This window comes from Candidatus Methylobacter oryzae (assembly GCF_003994235.2).
Classification (GTDB): Bacteria; Pseudomonadota; Gammaproteobacteria; order Methylococcales; family Methylomonadaceae; genus Methylobacter_A; species Methylobacter_A oryzae.
On sequence record NZ_RYFG02000113.1, the window covers coordinates 1 to 21,150 of the forward strand.

General features: G+C 49.6%; 16 protein-coding genes, 1 CRISPR repeat array and 1 riboswitch. Of the genes, 5 read left to right on the forward strand and 11 right to left on the reverse strand.

Annotated elements, in window-relative coordinates; all coding sequences use genetic code 11:
• Positions 1–126: 126 nt before the first annotated feature.
• Positions 127–1,904: direct repeats of the CRISPR family, unit length 32 nt; unit sequence GTTTCAATCCACGCGCCTACGCGAGGCGCGAC.
• Positions 1,905–2,079: 175 nt separating this feature from the next.
• The 7 genes from cas2 to cas3 form a co-directional block, all read right to left on the reverse strand.
• On the reverse strand, positions 2,080–2,370 hold the full coding sequence (gene cas2, locus EKO24_RS16995; RefSeq protein WP_127027887.1) for a CRISPR-associated endonuclease Cas2: 291 nt from the start codon (positions 2,368–2,370) through the stop codon (positions 2,080–2,082).
• Positions 2,371–2,383: 13 nt separating this feature from the next.
• Positions 2,384–3,418, reverse strand: a complete 1,035-nt coding sequence (gene cas1c, locus EKO24_RS17000; RefSeq protein ID WP_127027888.1) for a type I-C CRISPR-associated endonuclease Cas1c — start codon at positions 3,416–3,418, stop codon at positions 2,384–2,386.
• A gap of 2 nt (positions 3,419–3,420) precedes the next feature.
• On the reverse strand, positions 3,421–4,047 hold the full coding sequence (cas4, locus tag EKO24_RS17005) for a CRISPR-associated protein Cas4 (RefSeq protein WP_127027889.1): 627 nt from the start codon (positions 4,045–4,047) through the stop codon (positions 3,421–3,423).
• Positions 4,048–4,230: 183 nt separating this feature from the next.
• Positions 4,231–5,079, reverse strand: coding sequence for a type I-C CRISPR-associated protein Cas7/Csd2 (gene cas7c / locus EKO24_RS17010; RefSeq protein WP_127027890.1), 849 nt, complete (start codon positions 5,077–5,079; stop codon positions 4,231–4,233).
• The gene (gene cas8c / locus EKO24_RS17015; protein WP_127027891.1) at positions 5,076–7,100 is read right to left on the reverse strand and encodes a type I-C CRISPR-associated protein Cas8c/Csd1; all 2,025 of its coding nucleotides are present in this window, start codon (positions 7,098–7,100) and stop codon (positions 5,076–5,078) included. Before cas8c ends, cas7c begins: the two co-directional genes overlap by 4 nt.
• Positions 7,097–7,801, reverse strand: a complete 705-nt coding sequence (gene cas5c, locus EKO24_RS17020; RefSeq protein ID WP_127027892.1) for a type I-C CRISPR-associated protein Cas5c — start codon at positions 7,799–7,801, stop codon at positions 7,097–7,099. The genes cas8c and cas5c overlap by 4 nt, the downstream gene beginning before the upstream one ends.
• Before the next feature lie 626 nt (positions 7,802–8,427).
• Entirely contained in the window at positions 8,428–10,908 is a 2,481-nt protein-coding gene (gene cas3, locus EKO24_RS17025) for a CRISPR-associated helicase Cas3' (protein WP_241674604.1), read from the reverse strand.
• Between the two features lie 143 nt (positions 10,909–11,051).
• Between cas3 and EKO24_RS17030 the strand changes: the two genes are divergently transcribed.
• Positions 11,052–11,333 carry a DUF5710 domain-containing protein gene (locus tag EKO24_RS17030; RefSeq protein WP_127027893.1) on the forward strand — a complete coding sequence of 94 codons (282 nt, stop codon included), beginning with the start codon at positions 11,052–11,054 and terminating at the stop codon, positions 11,331–11,333.
• Positions 11,334–11,379: 46 nt separating this feature from the next.
• Here the strand turns inward: EKO24_RS17030 and EKO24_RS17035 are convergent, their stop codons facing one another.
• A complete protein-coding gene (locus EKO24_RS17035) occupies positions 11,380–12,381 on the reverse strand; it encodes an efflux RND transporter periplasmic adaptor subunit (protein WP_127027894.1) in 1,002 nt (333 codons plus the stop codon).
• Between the two features lie 131 nt (positions 12,382–12,512).
• Between EKO24_RS17035 and gcvH the strand changes: the two genes are divergently transcribed.
• The 4 genes from gcvH to mazG all read left to right on the forward strand — a co-directional run bounded on the left by gcvH (position 12,513) and on the right by mazG (position 15,477).
• Positions 12,513–12,896 carry a glycine cleavage system protein GcvH gene (gene gcvH / locus EKO24_RS17040; RefSeq protein ID WP_127027895.1) on the forward strand — a complete coding sequence of 128 codons (384 nt, stop codon included), beginning with the start codon at positions 12,513–12,515 and terminating at the stop codon, positions 12,894–12,896.
• 137 nt (positions 12,897–13,033) lie between these two features.
• Complete coding sequence (locus EKO24_RS17045; RefSeq protein ID WP_127027896.1) at positions 13,034–13,393, forward strand: diacylglycerol kinase; 360 nt, start codon at positions 13,034–13,036, stop codon at positions 13,391–13,393.
• Positions 13,394–13,561: 168 nt separating this feature from the next.
• On the forward strand, positions 13,562–14,497 hold the full coding sequence (locus EKO24_RS17050; RefSeq protein ID WP_127027897.1) for a carbohydrate kinase family protein: 936 nt from the start codon (positions 13,562–13,564) through the stop codon (positions 14,495–14,497).
• A gap of 179 nt (positions 14,498–14,676) precedes the next feature.
• Entirely contained in the window at positions 14,677–15,477 is an 801-nt protein-coding gene (mazG, locus tag EKO24_RS17055) for a nucleoside triphosphate pyrophosphohydrolase (RefSeq protein ID WP_127027898.1), read from the forward strand.
• Positions 15,478–15,625: 148 nt separating this feature from the next.
• Here mazG and EKO24_RS23425 read toward each other — a convergent pair whose 3' ends face one another.
• The 3 genes from EKO24_RS23425 to thiC all read right to left on the reverse strand — a co-directional run bounded on the left by EKO24_RS23425 (position 15,626) and on the right by thiC (position 20,996).
• Positions 15,626–18,364, reverse strand: a complete 2,739-nt coding sequence (locus EKO24_RS23425; protein ID WP_277752513.1) for a methyl-accepting chemotaxis protein — start codon at positions 18,362–18,364, stop codon at positions 15,626–15,628.
• Between the two features lie 126 nt (positions 18,365–18,490).
• Positions 18,491–18,943 (reverse strand): universal stress protein, encoded by a 453-nt coding sequence (locus EKO24_RS17065; RefSeq protein WP_127027899.1) that lies wholly within the window; start codon positions 18,941–18,943, stop codon positions 18,491–18,493.
• Between the two features lie 184 nt (positions 18,944–19,127).
• Positions 19,128–20,996, reverse strand: coding sequence for a phosphomethylpyrimidine synthase ThiC (gene thiC / locus EKO24_RS17070; protein ID WP_127027900.1), 1,869 nt, complete (start codon positions 20,994–20,996; stop codon positions 19,128–19,130).
• Positions 20,997–21,024: 28 nt separating this feature from the next.
• Positions 21,025–21,139: riboswitch (TPP riboswitch) on the reverse strand.
• Between the last annotated feature and the right edge of the window lie 11 nt (positions 21,140–21,150).

Here is a 21,150-nt window from a genome sequence, read left to right on the forward strand (position 1 = left end):
TATAGGTGTTGGGTTTTTCTTGGCTCATTTGGACTCACATCTTTTTGAGAGTATTTTAAAAAATGTGTCCGGTTTAGTGTAGCCACATCAACCATCCTTATAGGTGCCTACAATCATGATGTCGTCGTTTCAATCCACGCGCCTACGCGAGGCGCGACAAGCATGATGAATTACTTATCCACGCTGCTTAGTTTCAATCCACGCGCCTACGCGAGGCGCGACCAACAATGTGTTCGACTTCAGATCGTTTTAGTGTTTCAATCCACGCGCCTACGCGAGGCGCGACCGTCTCCTGGGTCCGGTATTTCAATCGGGTAGTTTCAATCCACGCGCCTACGCGAGGCGCGACGCTTACCCCAGTCATCAGCCAACTTTTTTTTCGCGTTTCAATCCACGCGCCTACGCGAGGCGCGACTGCTGACGGTTGTCAGCATAATACACAATTTAAGTTTCAATCCACGCGCCTACGCGAGGCGCGACAATGCCTGGACCGCGCAAAGCAAAGAGTTCAGCGTTTCAATCCACGCGCCTACGCGAGGCGCGACTAGCGGCCCAGCCATTAAGCGTTCCTGGATTTGTTTCAATCCACGCGCCTACGCGAGGCGCGACTGCATGGCGCGTTGTACAAATTCCGTCGTCGAGTTTCAATCCACGCGCCTACGCGAGGCGCGACCCCTACGATGGTGTTATGCGGGATATTATCGGGTTTCAATCCACGCGCCTACGCGAGGCGCGACAAACAAAACCCGTTGGTGCGCCAACGATAGCTGTTTCAATCCACGCGCCTACGCGAGGCGCGACTGCTATCGGCAGTTGGCGAATACATTCCGATTGTTTCAATCCACGCGCCTACGCGAGGCGCGACGTCTGGTTATCTTGCTCCTGGACAGGCGATAACGGGTTTCAATCCACGCGCCTACGCGAGGCGCGACTTCGATGTAGTTGAGCCTGATATTGTTATTCCCGTTTCAATCCACGCGCCTACGCGAGGCGCGACTTCCATTATTAACCCTGACCCTTGCGCTGACCGGTTTCAATCCACGCGCCTACGCGAGGCGCGACCGACTGGCTCGCCTGCCAAATCATCGCCGTCTTTGTTTCAATCCACGCGCCTACGCGAGGCGCGACTCGCCGGGGATAAAAGGCATTTGCCGGACAGACGTTTCAATCCACGCGCCTACGCGAGGCGCGACGGATGTTGCACAACTGAGTGCCGATCATGCCAAGGTTTCAATCCACGCGCCTACGCGAGGCGCGACCTTTTTAGCATGGGACATCGCGACAATATGACCGTTTCAATCCACGCGCCTACGCGAGGCGCGACACCATGCTTTTGTTTCCACTTCTGCAACACTGGTTTCAATCCACGCGCCTACGCGAGGCGCGACCTGCGTTTCTGGTTCTTGGTATAGTGATGCTAAGTTTCAATCCACGCGCCTACGCGAGGCGCGACTAATGCGGTCTGTTCGTCGACCTCTTTAAAGAGTTTCAATCCACGCGCCTACGCGAGGCGCGACAATAGCTATACTGTACAGTGCGAGGAGTGATTATGTTTCAATCCACGCGCCTACGCGAGGCGCGACAATTTATGTACCCCTTGTTTATTACAGTTATCCCGTTTCAATCCACGCGCCTACGCGAGGCGCGACCGCTCACACTTTATCAATGAGTGTGGCTGGGCAGTTTCAATCCACGCGCCTACGCGAGGCGCGACCAGCTGGTACTTCGTTAGCTGGTACTTCGAGGCGTTTCAATCCACGCGCCTACGCGAGGCGCGACTTGTGGAGGTGGTACAGTGCGAGGGGGATTATGTTTCAATCCACGCGCCTACGCGAGGCGCGACGTAGCTTGCTTGGCAAGTAACACCAACGGGTTTCAATCCACGCGCCTACGCGAGGCGCGACGGCGTATATTCAACCGGTTGAATCCACTAGCCCAAAAGCCAACTATTTGCGAACCGGTCAAAACATCCGCCAAACCCATTTTAACTCATTTCCCACTGTTCAAAAAAACTACTATTAATCAAAGTATTACCAAAAACGCAAAACATCGACTTTTTATGTGCGCTTCAGGTTCGCATTACAGCAGCAACAAGCCGTTCAAATCCAACGGCGCTTTGGCGCCGATATGTTCAACGCGGCGCTCCCAATTATTGCCCAGATAATAAAACCTCAAGCTGTCCAGCGATTCGTCCATCACTGAAATCAAATCGTTCTTCAATTTCGTCCATTGCGCCATATCGACCTCAATTTCAAACACCGAATACTGCACCCGCTGCCCGTACACCAGGCATAATTTGGACATCCGGCGCAGGCGCTTCGGACCGGATTCGTTTTCAAAACTCACATCGTAAGTCACTAAAATCATCATCTCGATTACTCCACTATTTCCACAAGAACGGCACGTAACTATCGCAATCGCCGCGCAAGAAACGCGCCAGCACCTGCGCCTGTAGCCAGGGCAGCAAACCGACCGGCACAGTTTCCTCGAACCACGGATGCAGTAACGTATCCTGCTTGCGGTCCTGCCATGCCGCCAACAACGTTTTACGCGCATCATCTTTCAGCGTGACCGAACCGTTGGGCCAGGTTTCGAAATCCTTGCCGGCCAGTTGGCGTTTGTTGATTAGCGACAACACGAAGCGGTCCACCATCGGCCGCAATTCCTCTGCCAAATCCAGCGCCAACGACGGCCGGCCGCTACGCAGTTGATGCAAAAAACCGCTGGCCGGATCGAGCCCGGTAGTTTCCAGCGCGGATCGGCAATCGTGAACCATCAGCGTGTAACAAAACGACAGCAACGCGTTGACCGGATCGGTCGGCGGCCGGCGCCGGCGGGCGTCGAACTCGAAACCGGCCTGCCGGATCAAATGCCTGAACACGCCAAAATAAACCTGCGCCGCTTCGCCCTCGCGTCCCATCAAGGTATCGATGCTGTCGCAGTCGGCCAGTTGCGCCAGGCAGCGGGTCAGGCGTTTTTCGGCGGTTTGCATTTGGCCGAGCACATCATCATCGCCGATGCTATCGCCGTGGTCGCGCAAATAGCGCCTGACCACATAACGCTGGTTATACAGCTTGCCTTCCAGCATGGTCCGGGCGATGACGACGCTTTTGTCCTTGTCGTGCCCGGTCAAATGTTGCGTCCGGCGCAGCAACACGTTGCCGCTAACCGGACCTTCGACGCGCGCCAGGAATTTGCCGAACATATTCAAAAAAGTAATGGTGATGCCGTTTTCTGAGCAATGCGCCATCAGGTACGGCGAAATCGTCACCTGGCCGAAACAAACCAGCCCTTGCAGCTTGTGTATCGGCACGCGCGCCTTGGTTTCCTGGTCCACTTTCAGGACCAGGTTGTCGTTGTCTTTATGCAACCAGGAATTTTGCGTTTGGATATAAATAACGTTGCGTAACGGGCGCATGTTTAATCCTGTGTCAGTTGTTGAGCCAGCCAAGCGGCGGCGGATTTGCCGAACTCTTTCGGATGGCATTGGTCGATCAGCGAGCAGGCCCGGCATTTTTTGGCCTGGTACTGTGCTTTCGGAGTGATTTTGCTTTGCACGATAGCGCGGCAAGCGGCGATGGTTTGCCGGGTCAACTCTCGCAACTCGGCATCGAATATTACCGGATGCCGGCGGCGAACTTCGCCGTAAAACAGCGCACCTTCCGGCACCGCGACGTTGTGCATTTCCTCCAGACACAACGCCTGGGCGCAGAGCTGCACTTCATCGGCGCTGTGTTTTTTCGGCTTGCCGCGCTTGTATTCGACAGGGAAAGGCATCTCCGAACCGTCGGGCTGTTTATGGTATTCGACGACATCGGCTATGCCTTCGATACCCAGTTCTTCGTTGGATAATCGCAACGCCCGCACCGTGCGGACGGAACCACGTTTTTCCTGGTCGGCTTGGTTTACTCGTTGATGCAACACTTGGCCTTCGGCGGTGAACTGGTTTTCCGCCCAGACGTCTTCCAATTCGATTAACGCGAATTGGCGCGGGCAGAACAGGTAGTGTTGCAGGCGGGACAGGTAGATGGGTTCTTGGCTTTGCATAATTGTTATGTCCAAGTATCGGGGATAAGCAGACCTTCCAGGTTTTAAAAACCTGGAAGGTCTGACCAGCAGTATTCCGGATAGACAGGTGGTTCCGCTGGTTCCGTCCAGACTAGCGTTTAAGCCGGAGTGCAAGCTTCGCTTGCTGGCAGGCGAAGCTTGCACTCCAAGCAATCTATAACATTAAAAACCATCAATCTCTTCCTGCTCCAAGCCGTCAAGCGGCTCTATTTGATAGCTACCGTCGGCATTGACAGTTAATGAGCCATGTACCTTTGCAGATGAATGTTGTCCTGCTTTCGAATTATGCTGCCACCAAATGACTTTCTTCACTGCCATTGATCCTTCCGGCCTAGCGGAAGAAGCATCGCCTTCGAACAGTTTAGGTAAAATGGCTTTGATGCTTTCGGCATCAGCATCGCTAAAGCCGGTTTTTTCGGCCAACTGCGGCGTCATTGCGCCGTAAGCAACATAAACCGCGTTATCGATCCGATGCTTCATCCCCATTGTGTCGGAACCTTTTTTACTGCCGTCGCCTTCGCCGCTGACGCTTTTGGTTATTTGGGTGCTGGTAATACTGACCGGTTCGCGACTAAACGCCGATTGAATAGTCACCGGGCCCCTGATCGCAATAGAAACCCCGGCCGCATCTGCCTCTTTGCCGAACGCAAACACTTGACCGAAAGCGCGGACATCCAACCATTTCTCACAAGCCTTTTTAGCTATTTTGTCTTTGGTGTTTTCCTTGCTTGGCTTAAACGCATCTTTACCAAGCCCCACTGTTTCCGATTCGGCGCGGGCTTTAAGACTAACGGCATCATCGGTTTTCTTCTCATCGGATTGGACAAAAATGGCATGTCCTTCCGTTTGCAGACGATCTCGGATTTTGCGCTTTAAACATACGTCGGTGATTTCGCCATAGCCGTCATAATCTGTGCGTGGGCGGTTGCCGTTCAGCGGGTCACCGTTAGGGTTGGCATGTTTAACGCTGAAGATAATTGCAAAATCTATTTTATGGCTTAATGCACTCATTCTGAGTCTCCTGATAATTGGGTTTCGTCTGTTTTTTGGGATTCCTTATCTTTCTTTGCTTTGCGCTCTCTGTTTTCTGCGGATTCCTTTGCTATCTTCTGGCGTTGGCAGTGATAACCTAATAAAAACTCGCCTGATAAAGGCGCATTACTGTTGAATTCTTCAATCTTGAACGCATCACTGACAACACCTAATTCTTTTAGTTGATTGGTTAAAAAAGGAGCTCTTGAAACACGTAAACGTTGCATATAGGGATCTAATGCTTTGTAAATGGTTCGCCAAGTTTCAAAAGGACGGTCGGCGAAGCGCTGCATTAAACGCGCGGCAGTGGTTGATCGCTTTTCATCGGTCATTTTTAACGCGACTTCTTCAATCCGTTCGGCTATGGCCAACAGCCGCCCGTACAGGTAATCGCGCGCATGGTAGTTTTCATCTAGTGCCATTTTATATTCTCTTTGTTCAGTTGAATTCCGATAGTAATAGCCTCTATACAGTGCGCAGGCTATGCCCAGATTTTTTTCCCACAACCATTGTTTATCGCTGGCATAAGCCACTCTATTCGTGGCCTTGCGCACGCAGCTCATCAGCAAATCCAGCGGGAACTGTTGACCGTCGATAATGCAAGGCATCAGGCGTTCGATGACCTTTTTCTTTAGCGTGTCGGTTACATTGTCTCCGTAAGCGGCAATGGCTATATCTTTAGGCACAGGGGAACTGATAGGCCATATCACCGTGGTTTTAGGTTTCCTGCCTGTATTGTTGGGTATTTCTTTAGTGTGGCGTTGATACCAGGCAAATGCTTCGTGCCAAGCTGTCAGACGATTGAAATAATCGTCGCGCAGTAACTCCCGGTAATAAATAATGCCCATGCGCCCCGGCGTCGCCGAATCAATGCCCATGATGATGATTTGTTCCTCAAAGCTTAATTTGACGGAATACCCTGCCATGTATTTTCTAAGCTTTTCCGCGTAAGCGTTGCCTAAATCAGTCGAATAATCCAAAGAGGTTTCGGATTGTGTTGTGCTTGGCTCGACTTTATCCAGATTCGGTTCTTCACTAGCAAACATTGAACGAGTGTCATTCAATGGGTCCGGTATGGCTTTGCCCGATACCGCCCAAGCCACATAGACTTGATCGCCGTTTTTAAAGCTCTGTTTTCTTGTAATCAGCCAACTTAGGGCGTTGTGGGCTTTTTGCGAAACCTCAAACCCTATGCCGCTGGCTTGCTGGTCGTCAAAAAACCTGCCCCGGTAGGTGTAGCCGCTGGTGTCGTTGGCGGAAATCAGTTTGGCTTTATCTCCGGAATGGCGGATTTTGGCGGGATGCTTGGTCGATAGCGTTTGTTGCCGTCCTGTGATGTAACATAAACCGGTATCGCTGCTGCCTGCTGAGTCAAAAGCTATCCAACTGGCTTGAATGGAAGCGTCTTTCCAGGTGTCGGCATTGGGATCGGTACCTGCTTCCACTGTCCAACAAACCAGCGCCGAACCTTGATCCAAAGCACCTTTTTCTTTAGGCAATACTTTAAACAACTTCGGCGTTTCTCCGTCTTCGCTGTTCCATTGCGTCAGTAAAACATTGTCCGGACCGACGTGAACAATGCGATGAGCCAGCAAATCCGCAATCACCGTGCCTTTTTCGATATATCGATAAACCGCTTTGACTTTGTCGTGTGCATGTTCCGATTCGCACCATGCCTGTAATTGCTTTTTATAGCTGTCGAAATAGGCTTTTTTCTTGCCGCCGAAATCGGCATAGTCTTTAGCAACATATTGTAATTTGTCGGCAAGCGGGTGTGGCGCTTCGCCGCTGCTGCGGCTGGCTGAGTCTTCGGTTGCGGGCAGAATAATCTGTGTTTTCTCCAGGACCTCCGCCGTCCTGAAATTGCCTTCGCCGTCGATGACGATCCTAATGTGGGCGTTTTGCAAGGTGTGGCTGGTCGGCATCGGCAGTTCCGATTGCGGCAAATCCAATAACATGCCGGCCTCGTAGGTTTGGTAAAGCTTTTCCATCCAGCTCATAACAAGACCTCTTCTTGTTCGGCCGGCAATAAGTTTTCGCCAAGTCCAAACGCTTTCATGCTCATTGGGCGAACAAAACGGCGTATTGAACATTGCTCCGGGCGAGGAAACTCCAAAATACCCTGTTTTAACGTCGCTTGCCAAAATTGGCTGTGCAGTTCTTCAACGCCCGTTTCATCGGGATAAGCAAAGCTATGGAACATCAAGCCAAAAGCCAATTCATTGATGTCGTCATAAGCACCCGGCCCTTCGCCAAATTCACAAGGTTCGACATAGCCCTGGCAGTCGCGGGTGCCAAGAAAAATGTCCTGCCTGCCGCCTTTTTCTAAGGTGCGTTGCAATATGTTGTAATGCTTGCCGTCGATACGGTCATTTGCCAATTCAGGACGATGTAGGTTCCATTCAAAATGCGCTTGTACTTGATATTCGACGTCATGCAAAAAAGTATAGATCGCCAGAGTGTTACCTCCGCCCCAGGTTAGCGGTTTTGTCCCTTTGGTTTGGGTGCGCAACGGTCTCATCACCCTGACTTTATCGACATACCAAATTAACGTCGGCTTCCAATAAATGGACTTGAGCACGCCTTTTATCGCTTCGTAGGTAGGCAGTTGGTACGAGCATTTTTCACCGCCTATTTTAGTGATGGGGTCGGTAAATAAGGCATACCGGCCTTTTAATCGAAAACTGATACTGTTCTTCAAGGAATACTCTCCTTTGGGTTATAGAATATCGACTCTGTTTTTCCCTCATTCCGCATATTACGCGGAACGAGGGAAAGCGCCATCTTTAGCTTTTCAGCGACAGTTTCAATCCACGTCCTTTCTTGTTTAAAAACTTATCACCTATCACTTTGATTAGATAGCACGTCATACCGGCATGGACTGCCGGCACCCAGAACACAGGGATGTGCTCCGAGCCTTGCCATCCGTGGCTCCTGGATTCCGGCAATCCCTGCCGGAATGACGTATTGGATATTCTCGTTAAACTGATAGGTGTTAAGGTTTAGAAAGGACGACTAAGTTTTTAATTAATACGCCTCGTTACTTCCATAACAATGTGACACTCCCTGCCGCAGCCGCAATCCATGCAATAGCTCTGAATTTCGTCAGTACAAGCTCTCGTGGAACCTTCCCGAATAAGCTCATTGTGTAATGATCGTCTTCGGTTTTCACTTCAATCGCGAACTTGAACATATCTTTCTCCGTAAATTAAAAACCTAGAGTTGCATAGTAAGCTCTAGCATTGCATCAAGTCAAGTTCTGTCGCTGAAAAGCTAATAAAATTTCAAAATACATTATACTCTATTTTTATGCCCCTCTTTCTTTAGCTATAAAATAGTTGCTTCGACTTTACCGACCGGTTCGGTAGACAAGCCGAACTCCGAACTGTAATAACATTTATCCAGGTAATACACGCCGTCATCAATTGGATGCACTGCTTCTTGATTGCACAGTTTTTCCCAAACATGAGGAAAAACGCTGACACTGAATTTTTGCGCCCGTCTTAAGCAATCATGGTAACGAGCGGAATCAAACGGCTTGGCTATACCACAAAGCTCGGTAACCAAATTTTCGCCCTGCCCATACGGCACGATGACCGAATGCGTCGGTGCATCGATAGCTTTAAAGACATTACCGGCAGTCATAAACGATTGCTTTAACAGCATGTCTGCATTTTTGCCGTTGTTCAGATTATTTTCACTGAGCAAATTCAGCAGGGTATCGCCCGTCCTTCCTACTTGTTTTTCGGTTAACGGATAAGCCATTTGGTCGGTGCGCTGATGAAAATAGAAGTCGAAATACCGAGTCATAATTTCCGGGTCTAATACGTCTTTTCCGTTTAAATCCCTGAATATGCGCTCGGCTTGTTTGCGACCCTCTTTTATATCGATAAGCCGGTCAAGATTTTCCTCAGCAGGATTAACGACATGCACCGTTGCTGTTGGTAACAGCCCATTTCTATTACACCTTCCGGCAGCTTGGGCTATCGAATCTAAACCGGCCAAAAAGCGGATGACGCTGGCAAGACTGATATCGACCCCAGCTTCAACCAACTGGGTGCTGAAACACAAAACCGGAAGCTTTTCTTTCAAGCGCCACTTGATTCGATCAAACAACTCATTACGATGCGCGGAACATTGGTTGGTGCTTAAATGAAACAAGCTGTCCTTATCGACTTTTCCCTTGCATTTAAGGTAAAGCGCTTGCGCCCAGTTTTTGGTGTTGACGATAACCAAACAACTGCCTTTTTCATCCAGCTCCGACAAAGCCAAATCCGCTATTTCATCTTCCGACCAGCCGCCGAGTTTGGTTTTATCGCTGATGTTCACGCGTTTTAATCGCGTAAATAACTCGTCGACATCATCAATCAATTCGTTTTCTTTGGGAATCAACAACTGGCCTTTTTCGGGAGCTTTCAACTTATCCAGCAAAGGTTGGGTTGCAGTACATAACACCGCAGTGGTCTTGGCATAAGCGCATAAAAAATTAAGTGCGTTACAAAATAAATGCGTGCAGTTAACCGGCAGGGTTTGGATTTCATCGAAAATCAACACGCTATTCGCTAATTGATGCAAACGCCGTACTCCGCGCGTTCCGCCGCTAAAAAGCGTTTCTAAAAACTGCACCATCGTAGTCATGACAATCGGAGCATCCCAATTTTCCGACGCCAGTTTACTGTGCCAGGTTTGGTCTTCGGGCTCTAAATTGGAGTGATGCTCGAGCACCCAAGAATACTCTTCACCGACCCGTTCGATAGCCTTGCGAACGGCTAAAGCATTTTGTTCGATAATCGATGTGTAGGGAATGATGTAGATGATGCGTTCCAAACCGTGTTTTTTGGCATGATGCAAGGCGTAGCGCAAGCTGGCGTAAGTTTTGCCGCCGCCTGTCGGCACGGTCAGCTTGTAAATGCCTTGCGGCCCTTGGCTTTTGCTTTTGCAACTCTCGGATATGTCGCGCCGTATCGCGTTAATCTCAAGGTTATCGTTTTCCGACTGCTGCTCGCTTAGAAAAAGCTCCAACCGGTTAACGGCAATATCCCACGACACGGGTTTATTCCGTTGCGCGGCTTGATGAGGATTTTCGAAGTCCGAGCTGTTAATGCGATCGGCATCAATCAGGCAACTAAATAAAAACCGCGTCCAAAAGCCGAAATAAAATTGTTTGATGGTGTTTGAAATGACTTGTTCGTGTTGCTTCGGTTGATCTAAACGCCAAAGCTGCTTGTACATGGCGGGAATTATTGCTGTGTCGGCTAGTTGCCTTGCCTTATCTAAAATTTTAGCGGCGGCTTTTTGCTTACATTCTGCTAAATGCGAGTCGTCATCCGGTTTTTCTATTCGCTTTTTAAAGCCATTAATTTCCGCTGGATTTATGCAGTCGGGTTTTAAGCAATCAATCAAACCGCTATGATGCGAAACAATGCAAAGCGCTAGAATTTGGGCGCATAGCTTTCCTTCGCCATTTGCCCCCACTTGGCTCAACGCTTCCCAAATCCATTGGGCGCCCGCTGTCGAGTGGTCTATTTTGCCTTTTGACGCAACAACCTCGACATCCGCATCCGCATCCATCAACCCGGTGCCGGTTTGTATATAGTCCTGAAAAGCCGTGCTGTATTTGCCGAAGTCATGTAAAAGCCCTATCAACTCGCCTGCTTCAGACGCATTAATTTTAGCCGCTAATTTTTTGCTGATTTCCGCCACTTCAAGCAAGTGGTCTTCTAATGGTTGAATTTCTTGGTCCGATGCCCGGACATGGGCGATATAAGCTTCGGCGGGCTGGTTTTCTATCATCGGTTCTGTTTCCATCAGATGCTTTGCACATTTTACTGAAGCTTTAATTCTAACGTTTATTATTACCCACCGGTTAAAAATAAAACAGGATCAGAAAAACTACATTAATCCTGCTCTATAATTTCACTCATCAAGTTCACCCACATCCTTTTTATAAAATGCCAAACTCAAAAACATACCTGAATGTCCCTTTTGCCCAAAAGGATGAAGCCAAAGCGCTGGGAGCAAGATGGGACGCTGTTAAAAAGAAATGGTTTGTCCCGGCCGGTAAGGACGTTGCGCTTTTTACCAGATGGCAAACCGAATCCGGTACGATGGAATCGCCAAGCCCGAAAGCATCATCTTCCAGTTCTTCGTCGACAACCGCCACCGGCGCAAAAACTCATGCGACAATCGAAAACTTTATTGCCTATAACGGCGATGCGCCGCCTTGGGATTAATGCGGTTTCTGCACGATACCGGATAGACCAAGCCGCCGGTTACGGCTTAATCATCCTCGTCCGGGATTTGTCCTCTAAGTTCCTCTGACAACAGCATCTGTCCGCCAGTCACGACCAACTGCTCGCCGGCACTAAGCCCGTTGCCGACAAAATAACCGCCGGCCGTTACCGAATATTGATCGATAACGCGGCGGCTGAATTGTTCGTCCGCGTTTTTTATATATACAAAGGCTTGATCCATGTACCAGACTACGGCGGACTTCGGGACAATAACGCCGTCCCGGCCTTCGTCTTGCTCCGGTATCCAGGCCACGACGCGCATGCCGGTCCTGATGCGGCTGCCGTCGGTTTCGAAAAAGTAGCTTTCGCCTTGTACGGTGGTGTCGGTTTGCGGGGCGATTGAGATTAGTTCGGCTTTGCCGGCTGTGCTGCGGTTGCCGGCGGCTTCGACGTCAATGCTGTGAATATCGCTTGCCAACTGTTTGTTAACCGGCAAGGTGATATGCAATAGTCTCTTCTGGCCGGATAGGAAGCCGCTTAGCGGGTCGGAGCCTGTCGTTAATGCCCAGTCGGCCAGTTTTTTACCCCAGCTCAGCCGGGCCTCGTCAAGAATGGCCTTGCCTTGCACGCTGCTGGCATCGACTTGGGCTTTATCGGTTTGCCATTGCGCTTGCTGGATTTGCAAATTGTGTTTTGACGTTGCGCCTTCCCGGTACAAATCCTGCTGGCGCTTAATATTTTGCTCGGCCTGTTGAAACCTTGCCGCCGCACCGCCCCGTTCGGATAAGGTCACTAAGTAGCGATGCCGTAAGTCGACCAACGGCTGTATGTTGACTGCCTTGCCGTAGGCGGTAAATTCCGGATGATGGCTGACCGGCGTCAGCGTTATCGTTTGCAAGCCCGACAGCGTCTGGGCTTTAGCGGACAATAAAACTGTTCCCAACGCTACGGTATTATTCGGGAGTTTGGCGGCCGGTTTATCGTCGTCATCCGCGAAAGCGGCGTTAATATTGAGAATAAATAAACAGGCGATTAAAAGAACTTTCATGGGAACAATAACAAAATGTAAGGATTTATTCATGGTATAAGATTTCTATTCGGAAATGCATTTTTTTGTTGTTTTTAAAAATTTGCACGCTATCCTTAAAAAATAAACTAACTAACTCTATAAGGATCATCATGAGCGACTTACCGGATAACTTAAAGTACGCAAAAACCCACGAATGGGCCAAGGCTGAAGGCGATAATATCGTCCGTGTCGGTATAACCGATTTTGCGCAGGAAGAATTAGGCGATTTGGTTTATATCGAGCTGCCTGAACCGGGCCGCAAAGTGGCTGCGCAAGAGCAATGCGCTGTCGTCGAATCGGTTAAAACCGCATCCGACTTGTTCAGCCCGGTGAGCGGCGAAGTGGTTGCAATCAACGAGTCGGTGATCGATACGCCCGAGCAGGTCAATGATGACGCCTACGGAACCTGGCTGTTTTGCATAAAAGTAGATAATTTGGCTGAACTGGACTCACTGATGGATGCCGCCGCTTATCAACAAATGATCGAGCAATAATCCGGCTTTATACCCAGAGGGCATAAGTAGGATTTGAGCAGACACGCAGCTCAACTCAGCTTTATCGTCCTTGTAAAAAAGCTGACACACAGCTGTGTAATATTTACTTTTTTAAACAACCCATAGTCGTAAAAGTAATGGCAAACCAAAATGCAAAAGGCTTAAAACGCTTGATTAACGCGTGTTTTTTCTCTGTTGCCGGTTTTAAAGCAACCTGGACGCATGAAGAAGCATTCCGGCAGGAAGTTATCCTGTTTATAGTAGCAACTCCACTGGCGATCTGGCTGGGACAGACCACAATCGAAAAGCTGCTGTTAATCGGCAGTATTGTTTTAGTTATGCTGGTCGAATTATTAAATTCGGCCGTCGAGGCGGTCGTTGATAGAGTCGGTCTTGAACATCATGAATTATCGGGCCGAGCCAAGGATATTGGCTCCGCTGCGGTTATGATGTCATTGGCTTGGGCAGCGGTCACCTGGGCATTAATTTTACTTTAACCCCAAGGGCATAAGTTTCATTTGAGCAGGCAAGCGGCTCAACTCAGCTTTATACCCAAAGGGCATAAGTTTCGTTGAGCAGACCAGCTGCTCAACTCAGCTTTAACCGCGCCTGTGCCCGACAGGCTTGCGGCATATACACCATCCCTGGTAATTAAGAGGAACACAATGAGTGCATTAATATGCGGATCTATGGCTTACGATACGATCATGGTTTTCCATGATAAATTTAAGCATCACATTTTGCCGGAAAAAATTCATATCCTGAACGTATCGTTCCTGGTACCGGTCATGCGGCGCGAATACGGCGGCTGCGCGGGCAATATTGCCTACAACCTTAAATTGCTCGACGAAGAGCCGTTGATTATGGCGACAGTCGGCCATGATTTTGAGCCCTATTCCCAATGGCTGGCGCAAAACCAACTATCCAGTGAGTTTATCAGGATTCTGGACAACAGCTATACCGGTCAAGCCTACATCACGACCGATGAAGAAGCCAACCAGATTACCGCTTTCCATCCCGGCGCAATGAATTTCTCGCATTTGAATTCAGTACCAACCGCCGATAAAAGAATCAGCATCGGCATCGTATCGCCCGACGGCAAGGAAGGTATGCAATTGCATGCGGAACAGTTCGCGGAGCTGGACATTCCTTTTATTTTCGATCCGGGCCAAGGCATGCCGATGTTCAATGGCGAAGAACTGGTCAAGTTTATCGATCAGGCAACCTGGATAACATTGAATGACTATGAATCCGAGCTGATGCAGGAGCGCACCGGCTTATCGCTGGAACAAATCGCCGAGCGCGTTGATGCGTTAATTATTACGCTGGGAGCTAAAGGTTCGCAGATATATGCCAACGGGGAATGCATCACTATCCCGGTCGCCAAACCCAAAGCCATACTCGACCCGACCGGTTGCGGAGATGCCTATCGCGCCGGGCTCTTATACGGATTGATGAACGAGTTGGGCTGGGAAATTACCGGCAGGGTTGCTTCGTTAATGGGCGCGATAAAAATCGAAAACAACGGCACGCAAAATCATTCATTCGATCTCGATACCTTTAAAGAACGTTACCGCGAGAATTTCGGGTCTTCGTTTTAGTTGTTTCTAATATAATGGAACACGGATGCCACGGATTTAACTGATAAACGAATAAGTCCCTATAAATTCCGTTTAATCAGCGTCGCCTTGATTACAGAGAAGCTGTGCTTGCAGCCGGCGTCTACTTTTGGCATCCGCGTCACTTTATTCATCCACTCACACTCACCAACAAGCTAGTCATGTTAAAACACACCCAAGAGCTATTAGACATCATGTCGCGCCTGCGCCACCCGCAAGAAGGCTGCGCCTGGGATCTTAAACAGGACTTCACCAGTCTAGTTCCTTACTTGATCGAGGAAGCCTACGAGGTCGCCGATGCGATTGAACGCAACGACCTGGATGATTTGCGCTCGGAGCTGGGCGATTTACTGCTACAAGTGGTCTTTCATTCCCAAATCGCCAACGAGCGGGGACTGTTCAACTTTGAGCAAGTTTCGGAAGGCATTTGCAACAAACTGATCCGCCGCCATCCGCATGTTTTTGCCGGTGCTGTTTTCAATACCGATGAAGAACGCCAACAGGCCTGGGAACGGGAAAAAGCCATCGAACGGCAGGCGAAGAGCAAGGCGGATGAGCCTAAAAGCGTGTTATCCGGAGTAGCCCGCAATCTTCCGGCATTGATCGAGTGCGAAAAAATACAAGACCGCGCCGCCAATCACGGTTTTGATTGGCCGGATGCGTTGCCGGTTTTCGACAAAGTGTTGGAAGAACTGAATGAGGTCAAAGAAGCCTGGCAATCGGGGGACCAAGCCCATATTCAAGAAGAAATCGGCGATTTATTGCTGGTTGCCGTTAATCTGGCTCGCCATTTAAACGTCAATGCCGAAGTCGCATTGAAAGAAAGCACTAAAAAATTCTCCAGGCGTTTTCAGCATATCGAACAACAGGTTAAAGCGTCGGGCCTGAACCTGAAAGACTGCGACTTGGCCGAACTCGATGCTTTATGGGATCAGGCTAAACAGGCGTTAAAGCTGAGTTGAGCAGCTGGTCTGCTCAACGAAACTTATGCCCTTTGGGTATAAAGCTGAGTTGAGCAGCTTGCCTGCTCAAATAAAACTTATGCCCTTTGAGTACAAAACATAAAGGGAAACCGGCCGGCGGTTACCCTTTGCCTCTCTTGCTACATCGTTAAAACTCTTCCCACTCGTCATTGGCAACCGGCTTTGATTTTACTACCGCAAAGCTTTTAACCGGTACTGTCTTCTGTTGATGTGGGGGCGGTAAATTTAAAGAGCCGCTACCTTTAACTGCCGCTTCCTTCGAAGACATATTGCTGGCGCCACTCTGTCCAAAGTTAAAGTAAGACACGGTGAATGCTAGGTTTTGTGTTTGTTCTTCCAGCGATTCTGCTGCGGCCGCGGCTTGCTCTACCAACGCGGCGTTTTGTTGAGTGACGTCGTCCATTTGCGCGATGGCCTGATTAACCTGCTCGATACCGGAAGTTTGTTCCACCGACGCCGAGCTGATCTCGGACATGATCACAGTTACGCTACGAATCGCGCTAACAATTTCTTCCATGGTCTTTCCGGCTTGGGCAACCAGCTTGGAACCTTCCTCAACCTTTTCTACCGAATCGCCGATCAGGCCCTTGATTTCGGCGGCGGCAGCCGCCGCGCGCTGGGCAAGATTACGCACTTCCACGGCCACCACCGCAAAGCCTCGGCCTTGTTCGCCTGCACGCGCCGCCTCTACGGCGGCATTCAGCGCAAGAATATTGGTTTGAAAAGCAATACTGTCGATCACGGAAATAATATCGACAACCTTACGCGAAGATTCGTTAATCTCTTCCATCGTCGATACAACCTGGCCAACTACCTTGACCCCTTTGCCGGCAATATCCGTTGCGCCAACCGCAAGTCGATTGGCATGTTTAGCATTTTGGCTATTGGCTTGCACGGTAGAAGTCAACTCTTCCATACTGGCGGCCGTTTCTTCCAGAGAGGCTGCCTGCTCTTCGGTACGATGCGATAAGTCATTGTTGCCTGCTGCAATCTCTTTTGCGGCAGTATTTATCGTTTCCGAAGCCTCATGGATCCGGCCGACGATCTCTTTCAATTTTTCTACCGTGGAATTGGAATCATGTTTAAGCTGACCAAAAGTGCCGGAATAACTATTAGAGATGGTTTCGGTCAAATCTCCTTGGGACAATGCGCCCAGTACGCGCACCACTTCATTCAAGCCGGTGGAGCTAATCTCCATCAGTTCATTAACGCCATCCGCCAATTCCAGAAAAAAGCCCTCTTTATCCTCTTTGCCAATACGCTGGTTAAAATCGCCTAATACCGCTCCGCTGACCACTCTGGCAATTTCCTGTTCGATAGCCACCTCGGCAGTTCGATCTTTCCATTCCATCACGGTACCGATTCGATGGCCTTCTTCGTTAATGATCGCATTGGCTGTCAAATGAAAAATACAGCTCCCAACACGAATCTCGCTACGAAAAGTCGAAGTCAAATTGGCCAACAATTGCTTCTGGTGGGCAGGATTCTTGTGAAAAGCATCCATATTCGTTCCCAACAATTTACCGGCATCGAATTTAGGCAAAGCCTTGCGGATGTCGGATTCGGCGTGTTGCACCATAGCGAGTACAGCCGGATTCATATAAACAATGTTGCGCTCGTTATCGGCTATCATTACGTTAGAGCTGATTCTATCGAGGGCAATTTTGGCGCGCATGAATTTGTCACGGTCATAGTGCTCTTTAGTAATGCGAGCCAGTAATTGTTGTTGCATGACATTCATGGAGCGGAACAAATTACCCAGCTCATCTTTTTGCGAAAGATCGATACTGGAACTTAAATCACCCTCTGCAATGGCGCCCGCCACCTGCTGAAGCGTATTAAGCGAACGCAAAATGCCCCTGCTGATGAAGAAGGTCAATGCGACAGTCACCAACAGCGACAGGCCTGTCAGTATGGAAAAGAATACTGCCACGCGTTGGGCGTCAATCTCGAGCTTATCCGCTGCACCGAGAAGATCGCCAGCAAGTTTATTTTCGACTTCCTTGATCAAGTCAATTTTCTCGGTCACTGTTTTAAACCAGTAAACCGGATCAATACCAAGCCCCGTTTCATTGCCTTTGTCCATCGCAACTTTTTTTATTCTGGCCACTTCATCGACGGCCGGCCCTGATACTTTCGCCTTATAAAATTCTTTTTGGCTATCCAACGCGTAGGCGAAAAAGAGATCGGTATAGACATCCTGAGCGGAGATGTTTCTCAAAAACCGGCTCTGGGTATCAGGGGTAAAACGGTCTGCGACAAATACCGTAGACAGCAAGGCTCGCTCTATGCCGACACGCTCCTTGGCTTTTAACAAGCTTGCATATGAAGAAGCCAAACGCGAGATTTCACTGTGACTGCTGAGCGTGGAAACTTGGGCGGGAATATCAAGAAGAGAGCCTATGGTTTTAGTGTAATAAGCGCTCGATTGCGTAGCGTCGATGCCGAGAGAGCTGACCATGCCACGCTTGACGCCAAGCTCTCCCAGATTACCCACAGCGGTATCCAGCAGGCTTTTCAGTCCATTGTTATAACTGCCGGCGTCAAAGCTTTTGAGCGTAGTTTGAAGCGTTTCAACGGCTTTATCTGTTTTCGTGCGTTGGGCCGGTAGCTCGGAAGTGAACTTAGCACCGCTACTACTGATGAAAGAAGCACTCATGCCGCGTTCTTTCTGCATTTCATGGGTCAATGCGCCAATCTTGACCGAAACATCAACCAGCGATTCCAGCTTAACCATTTCTTTTGAAAGCGACAGCTTTTCAAGAACGCCGGTTCCGGCAAAATAAAGTAGAGCAAGAGCCGGAATCGCCGCCATCAGGATTAACTTTGACCTTAGACTCGACGTAAAAGCAATGTTGTTTGACATGGGTGGCTGCACTCCTTGAGTGATATTTCTAAAGTACTTTGAAGAACTTACAAATGCTGAGCATATATACCTTCTGGATAAATTCGCCTTTCATGAGTAATTTACCCATACAAAAAAGTATAGCAACTAAAAAACTGAATCATCCGGCAACCGAATCGCCATCACATCGCATCCGGCATAATGCAGAACACTATTTGCTGTAGACCCCAGCAATAGAGACAAACCATGGCGCCCATGAGAACCGACGACGATTAAATCGACCTGCTCCCGCTCGGCAAGCTGAACAATCTCCTGTTTGGGAGTCCCCCAAATCAACCAACGATTGCTCTGGGCTATGCCAAGCCGATCGCCGATTTGCTTCAACCGGTCTTTCTCCGCTTCGAGCAGAGCATAGCCCGAGTCCTCGGTTAGCGAAATTACTGTTCCGTAACCGGTATCCGGCATGGGTATATTATCCAGCACATGAATAAGGCTGAATTTAGCTTGGTATTTTTTGGCCAAATCTTTTGCGCGCCGGGCGCATATATCGCTATGCCCGGAATAATCCACGGCCAATAGAATATGTTGGTAAGCGCCCATTGGATTTGCCTTATTTGTGTAGAATTGATTTTGGATAAGTGTATAGGAGTTACTACTTATACCAAAGAAAAACTCCTTTTAAATTAGGGAAGCTGAAGCTGTATGATGGAGTGCGGGAATTATATGAGGAGGGAATAAATCTAATATAGACGCCCTTCCCGATTACGGGAAGGGCTTCATATTGTTAAACTTTATGATAAATATCGGCACCTTCTTCAAGGAACTGCTTGGATTTTTCATCCATGCCTTTGACTAAAGCGTCCTCTTCTTTAAGGCCTTTTTCGGCCGCATAATCGCGCACGTCCTGGCTGATTTTCATCGAGCAGAAATGCGGACCGCACATCGAGCAGAAATGCGCGACTTTGGCCGATTCTTTCGGCAGCGTCTCGTCGTGGAATTCGCGCGCTTTCTCAGGATCGAGACCGATATTGAACTGGTCTTCCCAACGGAATTCAAAGCGCGCTTTGGACATTGCGTTATCGCGCGCTTGTGCGCCGGGATGGCCTTTTGCCAAATCGGCCGCATGGGCGGCGATTTTATACGTCACGATGCCTTCACGAACATCTTGCTTGTTCGGCAAACCTAAATGCTCTTTTTGGGTCACGTAGCACAGCATAGCACAACCGTACCAGCCGATGTTGGCCGCGCCGATCGCCGAGGTGATATGGTCGTAGCCTGGCGCAATATCGGTCGTCAGCGGGCCTAATGTATAGAAAGGCGCTTCGCCGCATTCTTCCAATTGCTTGTCCATGTTGACCTTGATCATATGCAACGGCACGTGGCCCGGGCCTTCGATCATGGTTTGCACGTCGTGCTTCCAGGCGATTTTGGTCAATTCGCCCAGCGTTTCCAGTTCGCCGAATTGCGCGGCGTCGTTGGCGTCGTAAATCGAGCCCGGACGCAAGCCGTCGCCTAATGAGAACGCCACGTCGTAAGCTTTCATGATTTCGCAGATTTCCTCGAAATGCGTGTACAGGAAGCTTTCGGTGTGATGTGCCAGACACCATTTCGCCATGATCGAGCCGCCGCGGGACACGATGCCTGTCATGCGTTTTGCGGTCAGCGGCACGTGATGCAGGCGCACGCCGGCATGGATCGTAAAGTAGTCGACGCCTTGCTCGGCCTGCTCGATCAGCGTATCGCGGAAAATCTCCCAGTTCAGTTCTTCGGCCTTACCGTTGACTTTCTCCAGCGCCTGGTAAATCGGCACGGTGCCGATAGGTACCGGCGAATTGCGCAAAATCCATTCGCGGGTTTCGTGGATGTTCTTGCCGGTGGACAAATCCATGATCGTGTCGCCGCCCCAGCGGATGCCCCAAAGCATTTTCTCGACTTCTTCCTCGATAGACGAAGTCACCGCCGAATTGCCCAGATTACCGTTGATTTTGACCAGGAAATTGCGGCCGATAATCATCGGCTCTAATTCCGGATGGTTGATGTTGCACGGAATGATCGCACGGCCCCTGGCCACTTCGGAACGAACAAACTCAGGCGTAATCACGTCGGGAATCGACGCGCCGAAAGAATCGCCCGGATGCTGGTCTTTCCATAAGTCGCGCATCTCTTCCATTTTCTGGTTTTCGCGGATCGCGATAAATTCCATCTCCGGCGTGATAATGCCTTTTCTGGCATAGTGCATTTGCGTCACGTTCATGCCGGCTTTGGCGCGGCGCGGTTTGCGGATATGTTCAAAGCGCAGCTCTGCGGTAGCGGGATCGTTAAGACGCTGGAGGCCGTATTCCGAAGTCGGCCCTGATAACGCCTCGGTGTCGTTTCTTTCCTCTATCCAGGCTGAACGGATGGCGCCCAAGCCTTTTCTCAAATCGACTTCGACGTTAGGATCGGTGTAAACGCCGGAAGTATCATAGACATAAAGAGGCGGATTTTTTTCCGCACCGAAATGCACCGGCGTATCGGATAAGGTAATTTTACGCATCGGAACTTGTATGTCGGGACGACTGCCTTGAACATATACTTTTTCCGATGCAGGGTAGGAATCAATCTTTACGCCGCTGGATTCAGCCGACGTAACTTCTTTAAGGACAGCGCTCATGTTTTTATCTCCAACAAAACAATAAGGCGCAGGCAAGTCTGGGCTTTCCTACGCCGGCATTAACCGGGATCAGGTTCAAAGGGTTTTTCTCAGCCTCCCGATCCATGTAATTCGAAAATCGGAAAGCACCCCTAGCCTTTACGGATATGCTTCT